Raw genomic sequence first — 20,562 nt, forward strand, 5'->3', positions numbered from 1 at the left:
AGGTGATTCATGCGACTCATAACGTCGACTTATGCTTGACGGATGAGCGGCACCACCGATGGCGAACCCGGCTTCGACGCCCGCGAGCTGCGCGTCGTGAGAGCGATCGCCGACGCGGGCTCGATCACCGGCGCCGCCACGTCGCTCGGCTACAGCCAGCCTGCCGTGAGCCAGCAGATCAAGCGCCTCGAGCAGCGGCTGGGTGTCGCGGTCGTCGAGCGGGTGGGACGAAGCGTCCGCCTGACCGACGCCGGCCGAGTCCTGGCCCGGCATGCGACGGCGGTGACGACGGCGCTGGATGCCGCGGCCGGCGAGCTCGCCGAGCTGCGAGGCCTGCGCTCCGCGCGCGTGCGGCTGATGGGGTTCCCGTCGGCGTCTCCCACGATCGTGCCGCGGCTCCTCGCCGACCTCGCACAGCGGCATCCGGGGATCTCGCTGACGTATGTCGAGGCGGAGCCTCCGGAGGCGGTGGACGCCGTGCGCGGGGACCGCACCGACATCGCACTCACGTTCAGCTACCCCGGCGACCGCGACGACCCGCACGGCTCCAGCGCACGCGGACTCGCGGTGCGCACGGCCGGCACCGATCCGCTGGTCGGGGTCCTTCCGGCCGGCCACCCGGCCGCCGGCTCCGGCGAGCTCGACATCGCCGCCCTCGCCGATGCGGACTGGATCGCGGGGTGTCCCCGCTGCCGGGGCCATCTGCTGGAGCTCTGCGGTCGTGCGGGCTTCGCGCCGCGCATCGCCTTCGAGACCGACAACGTCGTCGCCGTCGAGGGGCTCGTCGCACAGGGGATCGGGGTCGCCACGCTGCCCCGCATGGCCGTGGACTCCTTTCCTCGCCTGCCCGGCGTCGCGATCGTGCCGCTGCCGGCGGGTGAGCAGCGGACCATCCACACGGTGACCGCGCGCGGCGCGGACCGCGTGCCGGCCGTGCGCGCGACGCTGGCGGCGCTCGGCCGCCTGATCGGGGCAACTAAACTCGGTGGCGATGTCCTCTTCGCCTGATCCCCGCACCACCACCGCCACCGGAGCGGACGTCCGCGTCCGCTTCTGCCCGTCGCCGACCGGTCTCCCGCACGTGGGACTCATCCGCACCGTGCTGTTCAACTGGGCCTACGCGCGCCACAACGGCGGGAAGCTCGTGTTCCGCATCGAAGACACCGACGCGGCGCGCGACAGCGAGGAGAGCTACCAGCAGCTGCTCGACGCGCTGCGCTGGCTCGAGATCGACTGGGACGAGGGGGTCGAGGTCGGCGGACCGCACGCTCCCTATCGTCAGTCGCAGCGTCACCACATCTACCGCGAGGTGCTCGACAAGCTCATCGCCTCGGGTGCCGTCTACGAGAGCTACTCCACGCCGGAAGAGATCGACGCGCGCAACGAGGCGAACGGCCGCGCCAAGCAGCTCGGCTACGACAACTTCGACCGGGACCTGACCGACGAGCAGAAGGCGGCGTACCGCGCTGAAGGGCGCGAGCCGGCGTGGCGGCTGCGCGTCCCCGACGAGGACCTCACCTACGTCGACCTCATCCGCGGCGAGGTGACGTTCCCCGCCGGCTCGTTCCCCGACTTCGTGCTCGTGCGGGCCGGCGGCGTGCCGCTGTACCCGTTCGTGAACCCGGTCGACGACGCGCTCATGGGCATCACGCACGTGATCCGGGGCGAAGACCTCATGCCGTCCACCGCGCGCCAGCTCGCGCTGTACTCCGCGCTCGTGGACGCGGGCGTCACGACGTTCATCCCGCGCTTCGCCCACATGCCGCTCGTGCTCGGAGAGGAGGGCAACAAGAAGCTCTCCAAGCGGGACCCCAAGGCCGACCTCTTCCTCCAGCGGGAGCGCGGCTTCATCCACGAGGGGCTGCTGAACTACCTGGCGCTCCTCGGCTGGTCGATCAGCCACGACCGCGACGTGTTCTCGCTCGAGGAGCTCGTCGCGGCCTTCGACATCGTCGACGTGAACCCCAACCCGGCGCGCTTCGACCAGAAGAAGGCCGAGTCGATCAACGGCGACCACATCCGGATGCTGCGGCCCGAGGACTTCACTGCGCGCCTGGTGCCGTACCTCGCAGCCGCGGGTGTGGTGGAGAAGTCGCCGACTCCCGCGGAGCAGGCGATGCTCGTCGCGGCGGCTCCGCTCGTGCAGGAGCGGATGCAGCTGCTGGGCGACGCGCCGGGCCTGCTCGGCTTCCTGTTCACCGACCGCGTGACGTACCAGGACGACGCCCTCGCCTCGCTGCCCGCGAACGCGACCGAGGTCCTCCGCGCCTCGGTGGCGGCTCTGGAGGGTGTGCCCGACACCGCCTTCACCGCGGCGGCGGTGCAGGACGCCCTCGCCGCCGCGCTCGTCGCGCCGGTGGCGGACGGCGGCCTCGGACTCAAGCCCCGCGTCGCATACGGGCCGCTGCGCGTCGCGGTGAGCGGGCGTCGCGTATCGCCGCCGCTCTTCGAGTCGATGGAGCTGCTCGGCAAGGCCGAGTCGGTCCGCCGGCTCGGCGCGCTCGCCGACGCGCGCGGGTGACGCCTCGGTTTGGAGCACGTGCCGGGGTCGCGTAGACTCTATCCTCGGCACGGCTTCGGCCCACAGCCTTGGGGTATGGTGTAATTGGCAACACGGCTGATTCTGGTTCAGTTGTTCTTGGTTCGAGTCCAGGTACCCCAGCAGTGAAGAAACCCCCGGATGACCGGGGGTTTCGTGTTTCGCCGCCTAGTGGTGCGGCATCGGCTGCCCCGGCTGCACAGGCCCGATCCGGTAGGGCCGCATCATCTCGTTGTCCTCGTGCTCGACGATGTGGCAATGCCACACGTACTGCCCGGGCGTGTCGAACGTGATCCGCAACCGGGTGACCTCACCGGGATACGAGATGACGGTGTCCTTGACGCCGCTCTCCCAGGGCTCGGCGGCCCTGGTGGTCCCGGGCACCAGCTGGACGGTCCCGGCTTCCTCGTCCACGATGATCGCCTGGCGGTCCACGACCTCGAAGGCGACTTCGTGCACGTGCACCGGATGCGCGTCGCCCGTGGCGTTGTACAGCTCCCAGATCTCCACGTCTCCGACGTCGGGGTTCTCGGTGATCTCATCCGCCCAGGCGTGCGAGGTGTACCCGGCAGGACCCGTAGCCGGGTCACCCGCCACCGTGCCGAGCAGGGCCTCCGCCGGCGCGTCGGGGAAGAACTCCGACATGCGCTCGATGAGCGCCAGCCGCCGGGTGACCGTCGCTGTGGGCGGCGGGGGCAGCGACGGCAGCTGGAGCCACCGGGGCGCAGTGGAGTGATCCGGCGAGCGGACCGGCCCGACGCGGAACTGCATGATCTGACCCGTCGTCTCGGGATCGGCCACGTCGAACGCGTCCGGCGCCTCCCCGCCGGAGAAGGGCTCGTCCGGCCCCACGTTGGCCAGCACGTGCGCGCCCTCGGGAGTGTTCGAGAAGTCGACGATCAGGTCGGCGCGCTCCGCGGGACTCATCAGCAGGCGACCGCCGTTCGTCGACGTCAGGTCGACGGGGGCGGCGAGAAGTCCGCCGTCGTTGCCGATCGCCCACACCTCGACGCCTGGGATCCCGCTGAAGTCGAGCACGAGGAATCGCGACTGGCACCCGTTGAGCACCCGGAAGCGGTAGCGGCACTGTTCGACCTCCAGGAACGGCCACGTGTTCCCGTTGACGATGATCGCGTTGCCGAAGAACTCCGGGTTCCAGATGGGCGAGATGTCGGAGTCCGGCAGGTACGGCCCGGCCACCCCGTCGAAGAACGCCCGGGTGTCGGGGTAGAACAGCGAGCCGTCGGAGTCGAAGGCCCTGTCCTGGATCGCAAGCGGGATCTCGCGGTACGGCTTGTTCGGCGGGAACTTGTCGCCCTCGCGGGGCGCGGGTCCCGGAAGCTCGGCTCGGGCGCCCGTTCGGGCATCGGTCACGGCGTCGTCGCCACCCGGCCCGCCGCGGAGGAGGAAGAATCCCGCCGGCCCCGCGTAGACGTTCAGCCGGGTCATCCCGAGCGCATGGTCGTGGTACCACGTCGTGGCCGCTCTGCCCGTGTTCGGATACTGGGACGTCGCCGATCCCGGTTCCCAGTGCGTGTCGAACCGCGCGGCGGCCTTGCTCGCGAAGAAGTCGTACCAGGTGCCCGTCGTCGCGTAGCCCTCGGGGATGTCCCCGGCGTCGGGCAGATACCAGGCCTCGGCGTACCCGTCGCTCTCGTCGCCGACGTCGATCGCGCCGTGGACGTGGGTGACGATGGGCACGGGGCCGGTGTATGGGCCGGGGGTGGCCTGGTGCATCGGCCGGGAATCGCGGCCGTCGACGCCGCCCGGCGGATTCGCCCAGTGCAGCGTCGGGTCGACGGGCAGGAGATGCGGAAGGTACGCCCCGCCCGCGCGGACGAGATCGTTGATCCAGGTGATGCGCGCCGGCCTGTCGACGCGTGCCTCGATCGTCAGCGACGGGGCGTTGTGGATGAGGAGCGGGTCGCGCCCCCGGCCGTCGACCGGTCCGTAACCCCACACCGTCGTCGCCGGCATGCCGGCCGGAAGGATCTGCTGCTCGAACTGCCGCACCGAGATCTCGTACACGTCGATGGGCTTCCCGCCGCGCCGGCTGATCGTCCCCGTGCGCGGCATCACCGGCGGGATCAGCAGTGCGGTGGCGTACTTCGTCACCGCGTGGGGATCCAGAGTGCCGCCCGGGATGGCGGCCGCCGCGACGGGTATGCGGAACGGCACCTCGCCGACCGTCCCGACGAAGAACAGGCCCAGGCCTGCCCCACCCGTGATCCGCAGGAAATCGCGCCGCGATACCGCGCCCATGCCCGTCTCCCTCCCCAGTGAGCAGGCGGACGTCACTCCGCGCTCACGGTACGCCCGCCGCGACGGCGGGGCAAGACATCCGGTTCGCGACCACCGCGGACGGCACCTACCGGGCGTCGTCGGAGCGCCGTGCGACGAGGAGGGCCAGCTCGGTGCGCGATCGGAGACCGAGCTTGCTCAGGACGTTCGACACGTGGGTCTCGACCGTGCGCCGCGACACGCTGAGCGACTCGGCGATCTCGGGGTTGGTGGCGCCGGTGGCCACGAGTCCCGAGACGCGCTCCTCCGTGCGTGTGAGAGCCTCCCACCCGGACGTCGGTCGCGGCCGGCGCGGCGTGCGCACGGGAATCCCCGCACGACGGAATGCCGTCCTGGCCCGCGTGATCTCATGATGGGCTCCGGCTTCGCCGTACGACTGCAACGCCGCCTCCGCCAGCACGCGGCGCTCGTCGGCCCGGCGAGGGAGCACGCGCGCCGCCAGCTCGCTCGTGCGCGCATGCTGCATTCGCCGGGGCGTGCCCGCCAGCATCCGCGACGCCTCGACGAGCAGATCCGGCGATCCCGTCGCCCGCCCGCGCACGGCCAGAGCGGTCGCGCGAAGGTGGTCGACCCCGGGATTGCGGTCGGCGAGCGCGGTCAGCACGTCGAGCACCTCCTGAGCCTGTGCGAGCGCAGGCGTGCGCTGCGGGCCGTCGGCGTCCGCGACCACGCGCGCGACGTGGACGAGTTCCAGACCCAGCTCCGCGCAGTCCATCTGCATGTCGCCGTCGCGCAGCTCGCGCCAGCCCTCCCGCAGCACGCCGAAGGCTCGGCCGGCGTCGCGGCCGGCGTGCGCACGCTGGCTCAGGCCGGACCAGATCCAGCTCCGACCGCGTCCCGCCCACCGGGCCCGATCGGGTACCGGATCGAGAAGCCCCGCCCATTCCCCGGCCGCGTCGGGTCCGCTCCGGCGGGCCGCCACGCACGCCCGCAGTCCCAGGATGGGGCCGCTCATGCGCACATCCATCGACCCCACCATCGAGCCGTGCGCCTCGAGCTCGGCCCAGGTGTCCGACAGACTCCCGACCTGCGCGAGCACCTGTGCCCCGAACGCGTGCGCGGCGAGGACACCGGTGCGATACCCGAACTCCTCGGCCGCCCGGACGCTCCGCTGCAGCAGCTCGAGCACGTCGGAGGTGCGCCCGGCGTCGGTCAGCGCGAGCGCCAGCAGGGCGTGCGGGAACGCCTCGATGGATGCGAAGGTCAGATGCCTGTCGGCGACCGCCGTGGCCCGCGTGAGCAGGGCGGTGGCCTCGTCGAGGTCTCCGCGCACGTCGGCGATCTGCCCGCCCAGCGCGAGAGCGAGGGCCTCGGCGCCCGCGTTGCCGACCGCGGCCGCCATCGCGGCGCCCTCCCGGGCCAGGCGCGTCGCCCCGTCGAGGTCGCCCAGCATGAAGCGCGGCCATCCGGCGAAGGCGAGGTGCGCCGCGCGGTCGGCCGGCTCCAGCACCTCCGACGCGGCGTACCTCTCCGCCTCATCCCGCGCCTCGGCGTTGCGGTGCTCCTGCATCAGGGCGTGCGTGTACGTCGCCGACAGGCCCGCCAGCACGCCGGAGGGGACGTCGTGCCGCAGGGCGCTCTCGGCGAGTGCGCTCGCCTGCGCGGCGTGGCCGGCGCTCAGCTCCGCCCGGGCGAGGCCGGCGATGGCGCGCACGCTCAGCGGGTCACCCGGCGCGGTCTCCTCGACGACCCTGCCCCACAGCTCGGCGGCGGTGCCGGGCGCGCTCACCGCCGCGCCCTCGGCGAGGCGCAGCATCCACGACAGATCCTCCGGCGATGTCGTCGCCTGCAGGAGATGGGCGGCGACGGTGGCCGGCGCGACGTGCGCGGAATCCAGTCGGATCGCGAACTCGCGGCGGAGCTCCGCACGCACCGGGGCGGGCAGGTCGTGCAGCAGCACCTCCTGGATGAGCTGGTGCCGGAAGCCGAGCAGGTCTGCGCCCACCTCCTCCAGGAAACCGGCGGCGAACGCCTCTCGCAGCAACGGCACCAGCGCGCTCATCGGGCGGCCGACGACCACGCGCAGCTGGGTGACGGAGAACCGGGTGCCCAGCAGCGCGGCGGAGGTCAGCAGCTCACGCGTCGGCGTGCTCAGATGGCCGAGGTGGCGCATCATCACCGTCGCGAGCGACGGTGATGGGCCCACCGGCGCGTCGGTTCCCGCCTCGCCCCGGTCGTCGACGGTCACCGCGCCGTCGCGCAGGAGCGCCCTGATCATCTCGGTCAGGAACAGCGGGTTGCCGCCGGCCGTCTCGACATGGCGCTCGAGGAGGCTGCCGATCCGCCCGCCGGTCAGCCGCTCGGTGATCGCCGTGCACGTCTCGGGGGTGAGGGGGCCGAGCTCGACCGGCACGAGCAGGTCCCGTTCGCTGAGGATGTGCAAGAGGTGGTCGAGCTCGGGCGAGGTCTCGTGGCGGGCCTGCGTGCGCATCGAGCCGATGATCAGCAGCGGCAGCTGCCCCAGCGTCCGCGCCAGCCGCGCGAGGAGACGGAGCGAGGCGGCATCCGCCCACTGCAGGTCCTCGAGCACGATCACGGCCGGATTCGCCGCGGCGATGTCGATGAGCGACAGCAGCCTCTCTCCGATCGCGTGCTCGTTGTGGCGCGCGGCGAGGCGCCGGTCGCCGTCGGTCAGCATCGGCGTGAAGGCATCGAGCAGCAGCCCGAGGACGCGACGCCGGTCCATCGCATCGGCGGAGGCCCACAGCACGGTGTGGGTGCCAGGCATCCGCGCCATCGCCGCGCGGATCAGCGACGTCTTGCCGATGCCGCCCTCGCCGAACACCAGGACGACGCGTCCGGTGGCTCCGCCGCGGGCGGCGATCAGACGGGTGATCTCGGGCTCGCGACCGAGGAACACGACGGCGGTCTCCCGCCCCGTCGCGGTCCGGCCGGTCGCCGAGCGCATGCACCGCCCCCCATCGCCCCCACAGCGAATCTCTGACACGCTTGCGGTGAGTCTAGGAGGCGGAGGGCGCCGTGTCGCGTGATCCCGCGTTGCCGTATGCATCGCGCCTTGTCGCCGAATGGCTGATCTCGGCACCCGACCAGCGTCACCGCCGCCTGCCGGGCACGATGCTGTTCGCGGACATCTCGGGCTTCACCCGGCTGACCGAGCGGCTCGCACGGCGGGGCCGCATCGGCGCCGAGCTCATCAGCGACACCCTCGATCGCACCTTCGCCGCGCTGCTGGAACCGGCGTCGGAAGAGGGGGCCGACCTCATCAAGTGGGGCGGTGACGCCGTGCTGCTGCTGCTCCGCGGCGAGGCGCACACCGTCCGCGCCGCGCGCGCCGCGCACCGGATGCGGGCGGCCCTGCGCGACCTCGCGCGCGCCGACGAGGCGGAGCGGTCGGGATCGGGGACGCTTCGCATGTCGATCGGCATCCACCGCGCCGACTCCGGCACCGGCGACCCCGGCGCCGCCGGCTTCGACTTCTTCCTCGTGGGCGACCCGGCCAGCCACCGTGAGCTGATCGCCGCCGGCCCGGAGGTGAGTCACCTGGCGAAGGTGGAGCAGGCCTGCGGGGCGGGGATGATCCTGCTCAGCGCCGCCGCGGCCGCCGCCATGCCGGAAGGGCTGCTCGGTGCGGGGGTGGCGGTCGACGGGTCCGAAGGGGTCGGGCGGCTGCTGCGCTCGCCGCCGCGACCGCAGGCGGCGCCGGCCGCGTCCGCCGGCCTCGACGCCGAGATCGACGGCACGCCGGACGTCGCCGGCACGCTGCCCCCGGGCATCCGTGCGCACCTGCGCGCCGGAGCGGCAGAACCCGAGCACCGGCCCGTCACCATCGGGTTCGTGCAGTTCTCGGGCACCGACGCCCTGCTGCGCTTCCGCGGCGCCCGGGACGCGACCGACGCGATCCACGAGGCGATCGTCGCCGTCCAGCGGGCGTGCCTCGACCACGGAGCCACGTTCTTCGAGTCGGACATCGCCGTGGACGGCGGCAAGGTCATGCTCACCGCGGGGGCGCCCCGCAGCGCCGGGCGGGACGGGGACCGGATGCTGCGCACCGCCCGCGCGATCGCCGACTTCCGGGGCACGCTGAGCATCCGGGTCGGAGTCAGCTCGGGCCACGTGTTCGCCGGAGACCTGGGTCCGCCGTGGCGTCGCACCTACTCGGTCAAGGGCGACGCCGTGAACCTGGCCGCGCGCCTGCTCGGCCGCGGCAGCCCCGGCCAGGTGGTCGCGACCGCACGGGTCATCGGCGAATCGAGCCGGGAGTTCGAGGCCGAGCCGCTGGCGCCCTTCACGGTGAAGGGGAGGCGCGCACCGGTGCACGCCGCGGTGGTCGGCGAACTCCGCAGCGGGCCGCCGAAGTCGCTGACGCCGTTCGTGGGTCGCGACGCCGAGCTCGCGGCCCTCACGGCCGCGGTGTCATCGGCGTCCGACGCCCGGGGAACGGTCGTCGACGTCGTGGGCGAGCCGGGGATCGGGAAGTCGCGTCTGGTCTCCGAGGCCGTCGGGACGACGTCCGCCCGGGTGCTCGCCGTGGCCCTGAGCACGTACGACACCGAGACCGCGTACGCGGCCGCCGGGATGCTGCTGCGCCAGGTGCTCGGCGCCGGGGCGCACGTCCTCCCCGACGACCTGGCTGCGATGCTGACACGCACCGTGGGCCGCGAGGCGCCTCACCTGGTGCCGTGGCTTCCCCTGCTCGGCGCGACGCTCGATCTGGATCTGCCTGTCACACGCGAGGTCCACGAGCTGGAGGAACGGTTCCGTCGTGGCCGCATCGAGCAGGTCACCACCGAGTTCCTCACCGCGATCCTCGACCAGCCGGCCGTGCTCGTCGTGGAGGACGCGCACCTGATGGACGAAGCATCCGCTGCGCTCTTCCTCCGCCTGGAGGAAGAGGCGCCGCGACACCCCTGGTGCGTCATCGTGACGCGACGCGAGATCCCCTCCGGGCATGTCCCGCTGATCGGAGAAGACGGCGATCGCCGGATCGAGCTGGGCGGAGTGGCACCGGAGGCGGCCCTCGAGCTGCTCGAGTCGGCGGTGGACGGCGCCCTCCCCAGCCGCCACACCCTCGCGGCCATGACCGACCGTGCCGCGGGCAACCCGCTGTTCCTCACCTCGCTCGCCGCCAGCGTCCACGTCGGCGATGTGACCGGCGACCTGCCCGTAACCGTCGAGGCGCTGCTGCTGGTCGACATCGACCGGCTCCCGCCCGGCGACCGCACGCTGCTGCGGCTCGCGGCGGTGCTCGGCGCGCGGTTCGATGCGGCCACGCTGGCGCAGGTGCACGCCGAGCCGGTGACCGCGGATGCCCTCGCCGACCGCCTTCGCGAGTTCGTGCGGGTGTCGGAGGGCGGCGAGCTCGAGTTCCGGCACGCGATGGTTCGCGACGTCGCCTACGCCGGGCTGCCCTTCCGCCTGCGCAGGCGGATGCACGAGCGCGTCGCGGTGACGCTCGAGGCCTCCGCGGGGACCGCGGCCGGCGCCGACCTGCTCAGCCTCCACTTCCATGAGGCCGGACTCTTCGACCGAGCCTGGTCGTACTCGCTGCGCGCCGGCGAGGAGGCCCGCGCGAAGTACGCCTTCGCCCAGGCCGCGGCGTTCTACGCCCGCGCGCTGGAGGCGGCGGCGCAGCTGCCCGAGCCGCCCGCGGAGCGCTCCGCGGCCGCGGTCGCCCTGGGCGAGTGCCTCGACATGTCGGGCGACTCCGCCGGTGCCCTCACCGCGCTGCGACGCGCGCGGCGCGATCTGCGCGATGACCCCGTCGCCACGGCCGACCTGCTGCACAAGGAGGCGCGCATCACGCTGCGCCTCGGGAGATACCGCGCCGCGCTGGCGCAGCTCACCCGCGCTATGCGGGTGCTGGACGGGGTCGACGGACGGGCGGCGGACGCCGTCCGCTCCCGCATCGCCACGTGGTACGGCTTCTGCCTCCACCTGCAGCATCGAGACGCGCAGGCGGTGCGCTGGGGCCGGCGCGCGGTCGAGTGGGCGGAGGCCTCGCACGACGAGGAGGTGCTCGCCAACGCGTGCAACGCCCTCCACCTGTCGTATGGAGCCTCGGCGCTTCACGAGGACCGCCCGTACGGGCAGCTCGCTCTGGACCTCTACATGCGCCTCGGCGACCTCAGCGGACAGACGCTCACTCTCAACAACCTCGCGATCGACGCGTACAACGCCGGCGACTGGAACGAAGCGATCGACGCCTTCGCCCGCGCGGCAGCCGGCTTCCACCGGCTCGGCGACGACGCCGACGAGGCGACCGCGCTGTACAACCAGGCGGACGTGCTGGTCGCGCAGGGGCGTCACCGGCAGGCGCTCGCTGCGCTTGCCGATGCACTCCACCTCGCGCGTCGTGTCGACGACGAGGAGCTCGTCGGCCTCGCGCTGCGCGAGCAGGCGCGTGCCCAGGCCGGGTCCGGAGACCGCGCACGGGCGTGGGTGTCCTTCGACCGCGCGCGGGCTGTGCTCTCGGGTCTGGACCTGGCGACGGAGGTGGCACTGCTGGATGCCGCGCACGCGGAGGCCCTGGCGGCCGATGGGCGATCCGCCGAGGCGCTCGACCTCGTGGACCGGACGATCACCGCTGCCGCGGGGAAGGCACCGGACACGCTCGCCCGCCTGCACCGCATACGGGCGCAGATCCTCGTGGGCCTGGGGCTCGTCGAACCGGCCGCGGTGGCCGCCCGGGAGGGGCTGCTGCTCAACACCGGGACGTATGGCGGATACGAGCCGGCGCTGCTGCGCCTCGCCCTCGCCGAGGCCACGGCCGACGAGCGGCTGCGGACGGACGCCCGGCGTGTGCTGGACTCGCTCGGGGTGGTGGGCTGAGGGCGGCGCCTACTTGATGGTGCCGCGCACATCCCGCAGGAACAGCACCACGAGGCGGAGATCGCCGGCGTTGTCGCGGGTGCTCGCCGCGGTGTCGGTGCAGTACTCCTGTCCGTCGCCGATGACGCCCTTGGCGGGGCATGTCGCGGTCGTCTCGAGTGCGCCCGCGGCCGTCTGCGACCACTGCGCACGGTACTGCGGCACGCCGCCCTGCCCGCACACCGTCTTGTCGCACACGATGGTCATCCGGGCCGGGCTCGTGCGGGTGTAGAGCCCCTCCATGTCGGCGAGGAACTGCGTCACCAGGCCGCCGGGCCGGCACGCCGAGTCGGCCGGGCAGAGACCGAGCGAGAGCGCGACGCTGCCGGCCGCGCCGTTGGGCAGCGACAGGATGCCGCACATCGGTCGCGATGCGTCCACCGTCGTGCATCCGCTCCCGTCCGCCCCGGCGGCACCGCTCTTCAGCGCGGGCGACTGACCGTCGAGCAGGTTGAGCGTGAGGTCCACGGGGAACGAAGCGGTGGTCGCCGCGAGGACCGCCCTCTTGTAGGCGGCGCTGGCCGTGATCTGGATCGCGGCGGTGGCGGCGGAGTACGACGTGGTGATGGACACGTGCGAGGCGCCCGCCGGGATGGTGGCCTGCGCGACGCTGAGCCGACCGGGACCGGGGGCGGTGAGCGACACCGTCGTCGCGGTCGGATACGCCGCCGGTTCGGTCCCGTTCCACAGTGAGACCTCGACCACGAACGGCGTCCCGGCAGCGGCCAGCACCGCGGGGAGCGAGGCGTCCGGCACGCCCGTCAGCTGCGCCGCGATCGCCGGATCAGTGCGTGCCACCGCGGTCATCGACGTGGGCTTGGGCAGCGACGCACCGGACGCCGGCGCGGCGGGGACGAGCAGGGTCGCGAGCAGGAGCGCGGCGATGACGGCGACGGGCCGGCGCGCGGCCCGGATCGGGTGAGACGGCATGGCGCGGCTCCTCACGCATCGGGTCCTCTCAGACTCGCCTGCGCCGGGGCGGAAAAGATCCGTGAGATCACTGAGGTTTCGTCACGGCAGCTCCCGCATCCTTGCGGCATGGCGACCGAGTCTCGCGTGGGGACCGGCCCCGATCTGCCGCGCGCGACGCCGCGCGCGGCGACGCGACCGAGCCGCATCCCGGGTCGCACGGTGCTGCTCGTGGCATCCTTCGGGGCGCTGCTGGCGTTCCTCGATGCGACGATCGTGAACATCGCATTCCCGAGCATGCGCGAGGACTTCCCCGACGCATCGATCGGCACGATCTCGTGGGTGCTCAACGCCTACAACATCGTCTTCGCCTCCTTCATGATCGTCTTCGGCCGGCTCAGCGATGTGGTCGGCCGCCGGCGCCTGTACCTCGTGGGGGTCGGTCTCTTCACGCTGGCGTCGCTGGTGTGCGCCGTCGCGCCGAACGTAGGCCTGCTGGTCGCCGCGCGCGTGCTGCAGGCGCTCGGCGCCGCGATGCTCGTGCCCGCGTCGCTGGCCGTGGTGATCGAGGGCGCGCCGGCGGGGAGGCGCGCGCGGGCGGTGGGGCTGTGGGCGGCCGCCGCCGCCGTCGCCGCGGGTCTCGGCCCTCCCATCGGCGGCATCCTCGTCGAAGCCGGCGGCTGGCGCTGGGCGTTCTGGATCAACCTGCCGCTCGGCGTGCTGGCGTGGTGGCTCGGGCGGGGCCTCCTCGTCAACAGCCGGGCACCGGGCCGCCGGCGCACGCCCGATCTGCTCGGCGCCGTGCTTCTGGCGGGTTCTCTGGGGCTCATCACCCTCGCGATCATCAAGGGATCGGAGTGGGGCGCGTCCAGCATCGCGCTGTGGGCGACCGTCGTCGGCTCGGTCGTGCTGCTCGGCGCGTTCGTGCTCAGTTCGATGAGGCATCCGGTGCCCGTGCTGGATCTGGCGATGATGCGCAACCGGCCGTTCCTCGTGGCGAACATCGTCACGCTCGTCGCGGGTGTGGGCTTCTTCGCGTATCTGCTCAACAACGTGCTCTGGCTGCAGTACGTGTGGCAGTACTCGATCCTGGAGGCAGGCCTCGCGCTCGTGCCCGGCGCCGTCGTCGCCGCGGTCACCGCCGCGGTCCTCGAGCCGGTGGCCGCGCGGCTCGGCTATCGGTGGGTCATCGCCGCGGGGTTCGTCGTCTGGGCCCTCGGGTACGTCTGGTATCTCACCGTCGTCGACGTCACACCGGATTTCTGGGCGCAGTGGCTGCCCGGTCAGGTCATCAGCGGGATCGGCGTCGGCGCGACGCTGCCGCTGCTCGCGGCGGCCACCCTGGTGACGCAGCCCGGCGGGCGCTATGCGACGGCGTCCGCGGTCATCTCCAGCGCGCGCCAGATCGGCGGCACGATCGGCGTCGCCCTCCTCGTCGTGATCATCGGCGCGCCCACCGCGCTGACCATCGTGGACGACCTGCGAGACGGATGGCGGCTGTGCATCGCCTCGTTCGCGCTCGGCGCGGTGATCACCCTGTTCCTGGGGCGCGTGCGCGCCGCGGCGGAGGACCCCTCGACCGAGGCGATCGAGGGCTCACGGCTTCATGAGCCGGCCGCTGACACCGGAGTGCTCATGCGGCGCGCAGTGCCGCCGGTCGAGGAATCCCTCTTCGCGCGGCTGCCGGCCGCGGTGCGCGACCGGATCGAGCGGACCGCTCCGCAGCGAACGATTCCGGCGGGCGAATGGATGCTTCAGCAGGGCGACCCGGCATCGTCGATGTTCGTCCTGCTCGCCGGCCGCGCCGAGGTCGTCATCGGCGGCCAGGTGGTGCGCGAGCTGGGACCGGGCGCCGTCGTCGGGGAGCTGGCGCTGCTGACGGGAGGCGTCCGCTCCGCGTCGATCCGGGCCCGGCGCGAGTGCCGCGTGCTGGAGGTTCCGCGTGCGGTGCTCGACGAGGCGATCGGCAACGATCCGGCCGCGCTGTCGGCCCTCGTCGCGGCGCTCGCCCGGCAGCTGACGGACGCCAGCCCGCCCACCGGTCGCCGCGCCTCCCGCCCCGGTCTCGTCGCCGTGGTCGGCGCAGGCCGAGGTGCCCCGGTGGAAGACATCGCCGAGCTCCTCCGCCACGGCCTGTCCGCCCACCTGCGCGTCGAGACGCTGCGCGGCCCGCACGTGCCGGAGGAGATCGACCGCGCGGAGCGGACCAACGAGCTGGTGCTCCTCGTCGCGGCGGCCGCGGACGGCGAATGGGTCGACAGATGTCTGCGCGAGGCGGACGCGGCCGTGCTGGTGGCGGTGGCGGAGGACGCGCCGGAGCACGTGCCGCGCAGCGCGGCGAACCGGCCGGAGCTCGTGCTGGTCGCTGCGTCGCGCTCAGGGCTCGCGCGGGACGCCCGGCGTGCGTGGCTCGATGCCGTGGACCCGTGGCGCTTCAGCGAGCTGACGCGCGACGACCTCGCCGCGACCGGCCTGCCCACCGGGCTCCGCGGGCTCGTCGACCGCCTCGCGGGCAGGTCGCTGGCGATCGTGTGCGGCGGCGGGGGAGCGCGGGCGCTCAGCCACATCGGCGTCCTGCTCGAGCTCGAGGCGGCGGGCATCCGGATCGACCGCATCGCCGGCACCAGCATGGGAGCGGTGATCGCGGCGTCGTACGCGACCGGCGTCGATGCCGGCGAGGTCGCCGACGTGGCGTACCGGGAACTGGTCCGCAACGACCTGTTCAGCGACTACGGTTTGCCACGGACCTCGCTGGTACGAGGCGGGCGCGTGCAGCGATCGCTCGTGCGATCGTACGGGGACTGGCGGATCGAGGAGCTTCCGCGCGGATTCCGCTGCGTCAGCACGGACCTCCTCGCCCGCACCGCCGTGGTGCACCGCAGCGGTCCCCTCGTCGAAGCGGTCAGGGCGACGTCGCGACTGCCGGTCGTGTTCACACCGATCGTCAGTGACGGCCGGCTCCTGGTGGACGGCAGCGTGCTGGACAACCTGCCCGTGGACACCATGGTCGAGCGGGCCGAGGGGCCCGTCGTCGCGGTCAACATCTCGGCGAGCAGTCGCAGGCCGCCGTCGGCGCCGGGAGAGCCGCCCCGGCCGGTGCGCATCCCGCCCCTGGGCGAGACGATGATGCGCACCTTCATGATCAGCGGGGGAGACGCGGCACAGGCCCAGCGCCAGGGCGCGTGGGTCATCACACCCCACTCCATGGGAGTCGGCTTCCTGGAGTTCCACCAGTTCGATCGGCTGGTCGAGTCCGGGCGCACCGCAGCGCGCGCGCTGCTCGACCAGACCGGAGGCGAGCTGTTCACCGCAGCGGGGCGCTGAGGGGGCCGCTTCCACACCGCGGGGGCCGGCGCAACCCCCTCGGGCACGGCGGGAGCGCGCGTAGCCTTCTGACGTGGTTCGACGGACGGCAGACGCATGAGCACACCTTCCGCCCTCGTCGCCGAGCGCTACCGGCTGGTCAAGATGCTGGGCGCGGGCGGCATGGGCATCGTGTGGCAGGCCTGGGACACCCGCCTGCGGCGGCCGGTCGCGCTGAAGATGCTGCGCACGCAGCCCGAGCTGACCGATGAGGAGCGTCAGATCGCCACCGACCGAGCCATGCGCGAGGCGCAGATCACGGCCGGGCTGCACCACCCGCACGCCGTGACGGTGTACGACGTCGTGGAGCACGACGACCAGCCCTGCATCGTCATGCAGCTCCTCGAATCGACTCCGCTCTCCGAGCTGCTTCGTGAACGGGGCGCGTTCCCGCCCGATGAGACGGCACGGATCGGCGCGCAGGTCGCGTCTGCACTGGCGGCAGCCCACCGGCTCAAGATCGTCCACCGTGATGTGAAGCCCGGCAACATCCTCATCACGGCGGACGGGTCCGCGATGATCAGCGATTTCGGGATCTCGCATGCCCTGGGCGATGCGACCATCACCGCGACGGGCATGATCCACGGCACCCCCGCCTACCTCGCGCCGGAGGTCGCGCGCGGGCTGCCCACCAGTTTCGCCTCCGATGTGTTCTCGCTCGGGTCGACGCTTTACGCCGTCGTAGAGGGTGAGCCGCCCTTCGGCACCGACCGGAACTCCATCGCGCTCCTGCACCGGGTCGCCCGCGGCGGCTATCCGGCGCCGCGGCGCGCGGGGCCGTTGGCGCCGCTGCTGCGCAAGATGCTTGCGGCGCAGCCCAAGCGCCGGCCGTCGATGGAGTCCGTCGCCGACGCGCTCGCTGGCATCGGCGGCGAGGAGGACGCCGGCGAGCGCGGTGCCGCGGCAGGGCTCGTCGCCCTGGGCTTCGAGGCCCCCACCCTCGGCCAGCCCGTGCCGGAGGCGGAGACCGAGGTGCCGGTGGTGGAGACCGTGGCGCCCGAGGCGGAGACCGTGGCGCCGGTGGCGGAGACCGCGGCGCCGGAGGCGGAGACCGCGGCGCCGGCGGATCCGGGCCCGGCCACGCCGCCGACGGAGAGACTGCCCACGGGCGCGACCGTTCCCATCGATGGGGCCACTGCGCGCGACGTGCACGCCGCCGAGACGGAGCGTCTCGCACCCGCGGCCGCCGGCGCATCCGCCGCGGTCTCCGAGCATCCGACGGTGGCCGCGGAGGGCGACCGGGCGACGGCACCTGGGACCACCCGGCGCCGCGCGGGTGTCATCGCAGGCGTCCTGGCGCTGCTGGTCGCCGTGGGCCTCGGCGCCGCTTTCCTCTTCGCGTCGGTGCAGGGCGACCCGGGCGTCGCGGATCCGGCCACGTCGGAGACGGCCGACGCCGATCCTGCTCCGACCTCCGAGCCGGAGACCGAGTCGCCCGCGGCATCGACGCCGCAGTCGACCGCGCCGCCGCCGGAGGAACAGCCCGAGCCCACGCCGGCCCCGGTGACCCCCGAGCAGCGGGTCGTCGACACCATCGCGGGGTACTACGCCCGGATGCCGGAGGACCGCGAGAGCGCCTGGCCGCTGATGACCGCCGACTACCAGGAGAACCACGCCGGCGGACGCGACGGATACGAGGCCTTCTGGTCCCAGGTCGCCGATCTCACGGTCACGGATGTCAGCGCCTCGGGGCCCGACAGCGGACAGGCGACCCTCACCTACACCTTCCGCGACGGCCGGGTCGTGGAGGAGGTGACCGCCTACCGCTTCCAGGACGAGGGAGGTGTCCTCAAGATCGCAGCCAGCGACGTGATCAGCAGCCGGGACCTCTGAAGCGGCTCGCCCGCGGCAGCACTCCCGCCGGCTGATCAGGCGCCGTCGGCGGCGATGACCTCGGCCGCGGCATGCGTCCCCAGGGCGCGGTAGTCGGGATCGTCGTCGCTGTGCAGCAGGAGCATGAGCACGACCGCGGCGGCCCACGCCCTCGCGCGGCACCAGGTGGCGGCGTCGTAGCGGCCGCCGGTGGCCGCGCGGAAGCGTGCGCGACCGCCGGCGTCGAAGGCGAGCCACGCCACGGCGAGGTCGTAGGCCGGATCGCCCGCCGTCACATCGCCGAAGTCGATGATCCCCGCCAGTCCGCCGTCGTGCGACACGAGGTTGCCCGGGTGCAGGTCGCCGTGGATCCACACCGGTGCACGGCTCCACGCGGCCGCCGAGAGCCCCGCGTGCCACGCGTCCTCCAGCAGCTCCGCGGTGGCGGGATCGATCGCCTCGGCGTCGCGCAGTGCCCCGAGCCGATCGCGGAACGCCGGGGCCCGGGTCGCGAGCGCCTGACCGCGGACGGGGTTCACTGGGTGACCCTCGGGAGCCTCGATGTGGAGCTCGCGGAGCGCCGCCGCGAGCGGCTCCGCCCAGCCGTGACGGGCACGGCGGGGCACGTCGATGCCGCGATCGCCGTCGATCCACGGCACGACCGACCACGCCCACGGGAACCCCGCCGCCGGGGTGCCGGCGACGACCGGCGCGGGCACGCGCACCCCGACGAGGGTGAGGCGCTCCGCCATGTCCGGCAGCACGAGCTGCTCGTGGAGCACGAGCGGGGCGGCGAGCGCCCGCCGGGGGAGCCGCACCGCGTAGCGCTCGCCCAGGCGCCAGACCTCGCTGTCCCAGCCCTCGGCGACCTTGACCAGCGGCAGGTCAGGGGCATCGGGGACGGCGCCGGTGGCCTGGGCGGCCAGCAGCTGCCGGATCAGGTGCTCATCGATGCGGACCTCTGCGGCGGGCTTGTCGGGCACCCGTCGAGAATATCCGGTTGTGTTCATGTGGGAATGTGTTGTATCGTGTGGGAATTCCCACTGGAGGGTTGCACCACATGTACGCGACGGAGCGCCACGAGCAGATCGAACTGCTGCTGGCCGCGCAGGGGCGTGTCAGTGTCGTCGACCTCGCCGAACGCTTCGACGTCACGACCGAGACGATCCGCCGCGACCTCGATCACCTCGAGTCCACGGGGGCCCTCCGCCGCGTGCACGGGGGAGCAGTCGGTCGCGAGCGCGCCAGCACCCGTGAGCCCTCCCTCGCCGAGCGCGAGCAACGCCATGGCAGCGCCAAGGCCGCCATCGCCCGTCGCGCACTGGACGCCCTCGGCCCCGACTTCAGCGGCTCGGTCTTCCTCGACGCCGGCACGACGACGGGCGCCGTCGCGGCGGCGCTGGCACCGCGCCTGTCCGGCGCCCGCATCGAGGTGGTCACGCACTCCCTCGCCCTCGGGCACGCCCTCGCGGCTGTTCCGGGGTCATCGCTGTCGCTCATCGGCGGTCGCGTCCGCGGGCTCACCGCCGCCGCCGTCGGCGCCGACACGGTGGGTGCGATCGGGTTCCTCCGCCCGGACGTCGCCTTCATCGGCACCAACGGCGTGTCCGCCGGCTTCGGCCTGAGCACTCCGGACCCGGACGAGGCCGCCGTGAAGCGGGCGATCGTGCGGGCGGCGCAGCGCGTCGTGGTCGTCGCCGACGCCGACAAGCTGGGCGCGGAGCTCCTCGTCGGATTCGCGCCGCTGTCGGACGTCGACGTGCTGGTGACGGATGCCGCACCCGACGCCGAACTCGCCGCCGCGCTCGCGGAGGCCGAAGTGGAGGTCTGGCTCACATGATCGTCACGCTCACCGCCAACCCTTCGCTCGATCGCACGGTCACCCTCCCGGCGCCCCTGCAGATCGGCGACGTGCAGAGCGCCCTCTCGGCGCGGGAGGACGCCGGCGGCAAGGGGATCAACGTGGCCCGCGTCATCACCGCTGCGGGGGAGGAGTGCCGCGCCGTGCTGCCGCTGGCGCACGGCGACCCGTTCGAGGCCGCGCTGGCCGGAGCGGGCGTCGACGCGCGCCGGGTGCCGATCGCCGGACGCGTGCGGGCCAACATCGCCATCACCGACCCGGCCGGGGTCACCACCAAGCTCAACCTGCCCGGCGCCGAGCTGTCGGCCGCCGATGCGGCCGCCGTCGTGGACGAGGTCGTCGCCGTGTCCGCCGGCGCGCGCTGGCTGGTCCTGGCGGGCTCCCTCCCGCCGGGGGCGCCCGACGAATTCTACGTCCGCGTGATCCGCGCCGTCCGCAACGCGCACGGCGCCGCAGCGCCGCTCATCGCGGTCGACACCTCCGGCGCGGCCCTCGCCGCCGTGGTCGCCGCCGGAGCGCCCGACCTCATCAAGCCCAACGACGACGAACTGGCCGAGCTCGCGGGCCTAGCGCCGGCAGCCGCCGACCTCCATGCCGTCGTCGAGGTCGCGCGATCGCTCGTCCCGTCCCGTGTCGGAGCCGCACTGGTCACGCTCGGCTCGCGCGGCGCCGTGCTCGTCCGCTCCGACGGCGCGTGGGCGGCGACCCCGCCGCCCATCCGGGTGGTGAGCACGGTCGGCGCCGGCGACAGCTCGCTGGCAGGCTTCGTCCTCGCCCACAGCCGCGGCGCCCACCCCGACGAGTGCCTGCGCCTGGCCGTCCGCTACGGCGCCGCCGCGGCATCCCTGCCCGGCACCCAGGCGCCCAGCCCCGCAGACCTTCCCCCCGGCGACGTGCCCGTCACCCGCCTCACCTGAACCACCACCACACCCGACCGCAGGAGGTCACC

At 73.4% G+C, this 20,562-nt stretch carries 11 protein-coding genes and 1 tRNA gene; 8 read left to right on the forward strand and 4 right to left on the reverse strand.

Going from position 1 to position 20,562, the window contains the following annotated elements; genetic code table 11:
• The first annotated feature begins 42 nt into the window (after window positions 1–42).
• From V6R91_RS21100 to V6R91_RS21110, 3 genes are all read left to right on the forward strand, one after another.
• On the forward strand, window positions 43–1,008 hold the full coding sequence (locus V6R91_RS21100; RefSeq protein WP_336396888.1) for a LysR family transcriptional regulator: 966 nt from the start codon (window positions 43–45) through the stop codon (window positions 1,006–1,008).
• Window positions 992–2,521 (forward strand): glutamate--tRNA ligase, encoded by a 1,530-nt coding sequence (gene gltX / locus V6R91_RS21105; protein ID WP_336396889.1) that lies wholly within the window; start codon window positions 992–994, stop codon window positions 2,519–2,521. Before V6R91_RS21100 ends, gltX begins: the two co-directional genes overlap by 17 nt.
• A 69-nt stretch (window positions 2,522–2,590) precedes the next feature.
• A tRNA-Gln gene (locus V6R91_RS21110) sits at window positions 2,591–2,662 on the forward strand.
• Between the two features lie 45 nt (window positions 2,663–2,707).
• Here V6R91_RS21110 and V6R91_RS21115 read toward each other — a convergent pair.
• Both V6R91_RS21115 and V6R91_RS21120 read right to left on the reverse strand, forming a co-directional pair.
• On the reverse strand, window positions 2,708–4,801 hold the full coding sequence (locus V6R91_RS21115; RefSeq protein WP_336396890.1) for a multicopper oxidase family protein: 2,094 nt from the start codon (window positions 4,799–4,801) through the stop codon (window positions 2,708–2,710).
• 106 nt (window positions 4,802–4,907) lie between these two features.
• Complete coding sequence (locus V6R91_RS21120) at window positions 4,908–7,748, reverse strand: helix-turn-helix transcriptional regulator (RefSeq protein WP_336396891.1); 2,841 nt, start codon at window positions 7,746–7,748, stop codon at window positions 4,908–4,910.
• Window positions 7,749–7,819: 71 nt separating this feature from the next.
• Between V6R91_RS21120 and V6R91_RS21125 the strand changes: the two genes are divergently transcribed.
• Window positions 7,820–11,629 carry an AAA family ATPase gene (locus tag V6R91_RS21125; RefSeq protein WP_336396892.1) on the forward strand — a complete coding sequence of 1,270 codons (3,810 nt, stop codon included), beginning with the start codon at window positions 7,820–7,822 and terminating at the stop codon, window positions 11,627–11,629.
• A gap of 9 nt (window positions 11,630–11,638) precedes the next feature.
• On the opposite strand, the gene V6R91_RS21130 is transcribed toward V6R91_RS21125, so the two are convergent.
• Window positions 11,639–12,598, reverse strand: a complete 960-nt coding sequence (locus V6R91_RS21130; protein WP_336396893.1) for a hypothetical protein — start codon at window positions 12,596–12,598, stop codon at window positions 11,639–11,641.
• A 108-nt stretch (window positions 12,599–12,706) separates the two neighbouring features.
• On the opposite strand from V6R91_RS21130, the gene V6R91_RS21135 reads away from it, so the two are divergent.
• Window positions 12,707–15,901 (forward strand): MFS transporter, encoded by a 3,195-nt coding sequence (locus tag V6R91_RS21135; RefSeq protein ID WP_336396894.1) that lies wholly within the window; start codon window positions 12,707–12,709, stop codon window positions 15,899–15,901.
• Window positions 15,902–15,997: 96 nt separating this feature from the next.
• Window positions 15,998–17,773, forward strand: coding sequence for a serine/threonine-protein kinase (locus tag V6R91_RS21140; protein WP_336396895.1), 1,776 nt, complete (start codon window positions 15,998–16,000; stop codon window positions 17,771–17,773).
• 35 nt (window positions 17,774–17,808) lie between these two features.
• On the opposite strand, the gene V6R91_RS21145 is transcribed toward V6R91_RS21140, so the two are convergent.
• Window positions 17,809–18,735: a phosphotransferase gene (locus V6R91_RS21145; RefSeq protein WP_336396896.1), complete on the reverse strand. Its 927-nt coding sequence runs from the start codon at window positions 18,733–18,735 to the stop codon at window positions 17,809–17,811.
• A gap of 77 nt (window positions 18,736–18,812) precedes the next feature.
• Here V6R91_RS21145 and V6R91_RS21150 point away from each other — a divergent pair, with 77 nt between their 5' ends.
• Window positions 18,813–19,592: a DeoR/GlpR family DNA-binding transcription regulator gene (locus V6R91_RS21150; protein ID WP_336396897.1), complete on the forward strand. Its 780-nt coding sequence runs from the start codon at window positions 18,813–18,815 to the stop codon at window positions 19,590–19,592.
• A complete protein-coding gene (gene pfkB, locus V6R91_RS21155) occupies window positions 19,589–20,530 on the forward strand; it encodes a 1-phosphofructokinase (RefSeq protein ID WP_336396898.1) in 942 nt (313 codons plus the stop codon). The genes V6R91_RS21150 and pfkB overlap by 4 nt, the downstream gene beginning before the upstream one ends.
• The last annotated feature ends 32 nt before the right edge of the window (window positions 20,531–20,562 follow it).

The sequence above is a fragment of the Microbacterium sp. CCNWLW41 genome (genome assembly GCF_037083505.1).

What these genes read in the sequence shown, in the direction of transcription:
- V6R91_RS21100 (WP_336396888.1), top strand. Translation starts at nt 43, where the DNA reads ATGAGCGGCACCACCGATGGCGAACCCGGCTTCGACGCCCGCGAGCTG.
- gltX (WP_336396889.1), top strand. Translation starts at nt 992, where the DNA reads ATGTCCTCTTCGCCTGATCCCCGCACCACCACCGCCACCGGAGCGGAC.
- V6R91_RS21115 (WP_336396890.1), bottom strand. Translation starts at nt 4,801, where the DNA reads ATGGGCGCGGTATCGCGGCGCGATTTCCTGCGGATCACGGGTGGGGCA.
- V6R91_RS21120 (WP_336396891.1), bottom strand. Translation starts at nt 7,748, where the DNA reads ATGCGCTCGGCGACCGGCCGGACCGCGACGGGGCGGGAGACCGCCGTC.
- V6R91_RS21130 (WP_336396893.1), bottom strand. Translation starts at nt 12,598, where the DNA reads ATGCCGTCTCACCCGATCCGGGCCGCGCGCCGGCCCGTCGCCGTCATC.
- V6R91_RS21135 (WP_336396894.1), top strand. Translation starts at nt 12,707, where the DNA reads ATGGCGACCGAGTCTCGCGTGGGGACCGGCCCCGATCTGCCGCGCGCG.
- V6R91_RS21140 (WP_336396895.1), top strand. Translation starts at nt 15,998, where the DNA reads ATGAGCACACCTTCCGCCCTCGTCGCCGAGCGCTACCGGCTGGTCAAG.
- V6R91_RS21150 (WP_336396897.1), top strand. Translation starts at nt 18,813, where the DNA reads ATGTACGCGACGGAGCGCCACGAGCAGATCGAACTGCTGCTGGCCGCG.
- pfkB (WP_336396898.1), top strand. Translation starts at nt 19,589, where the DNA reads ATGATCGTCACGCTCACCGCCAACCCTTCGCTCGATCGCACGGTCACC.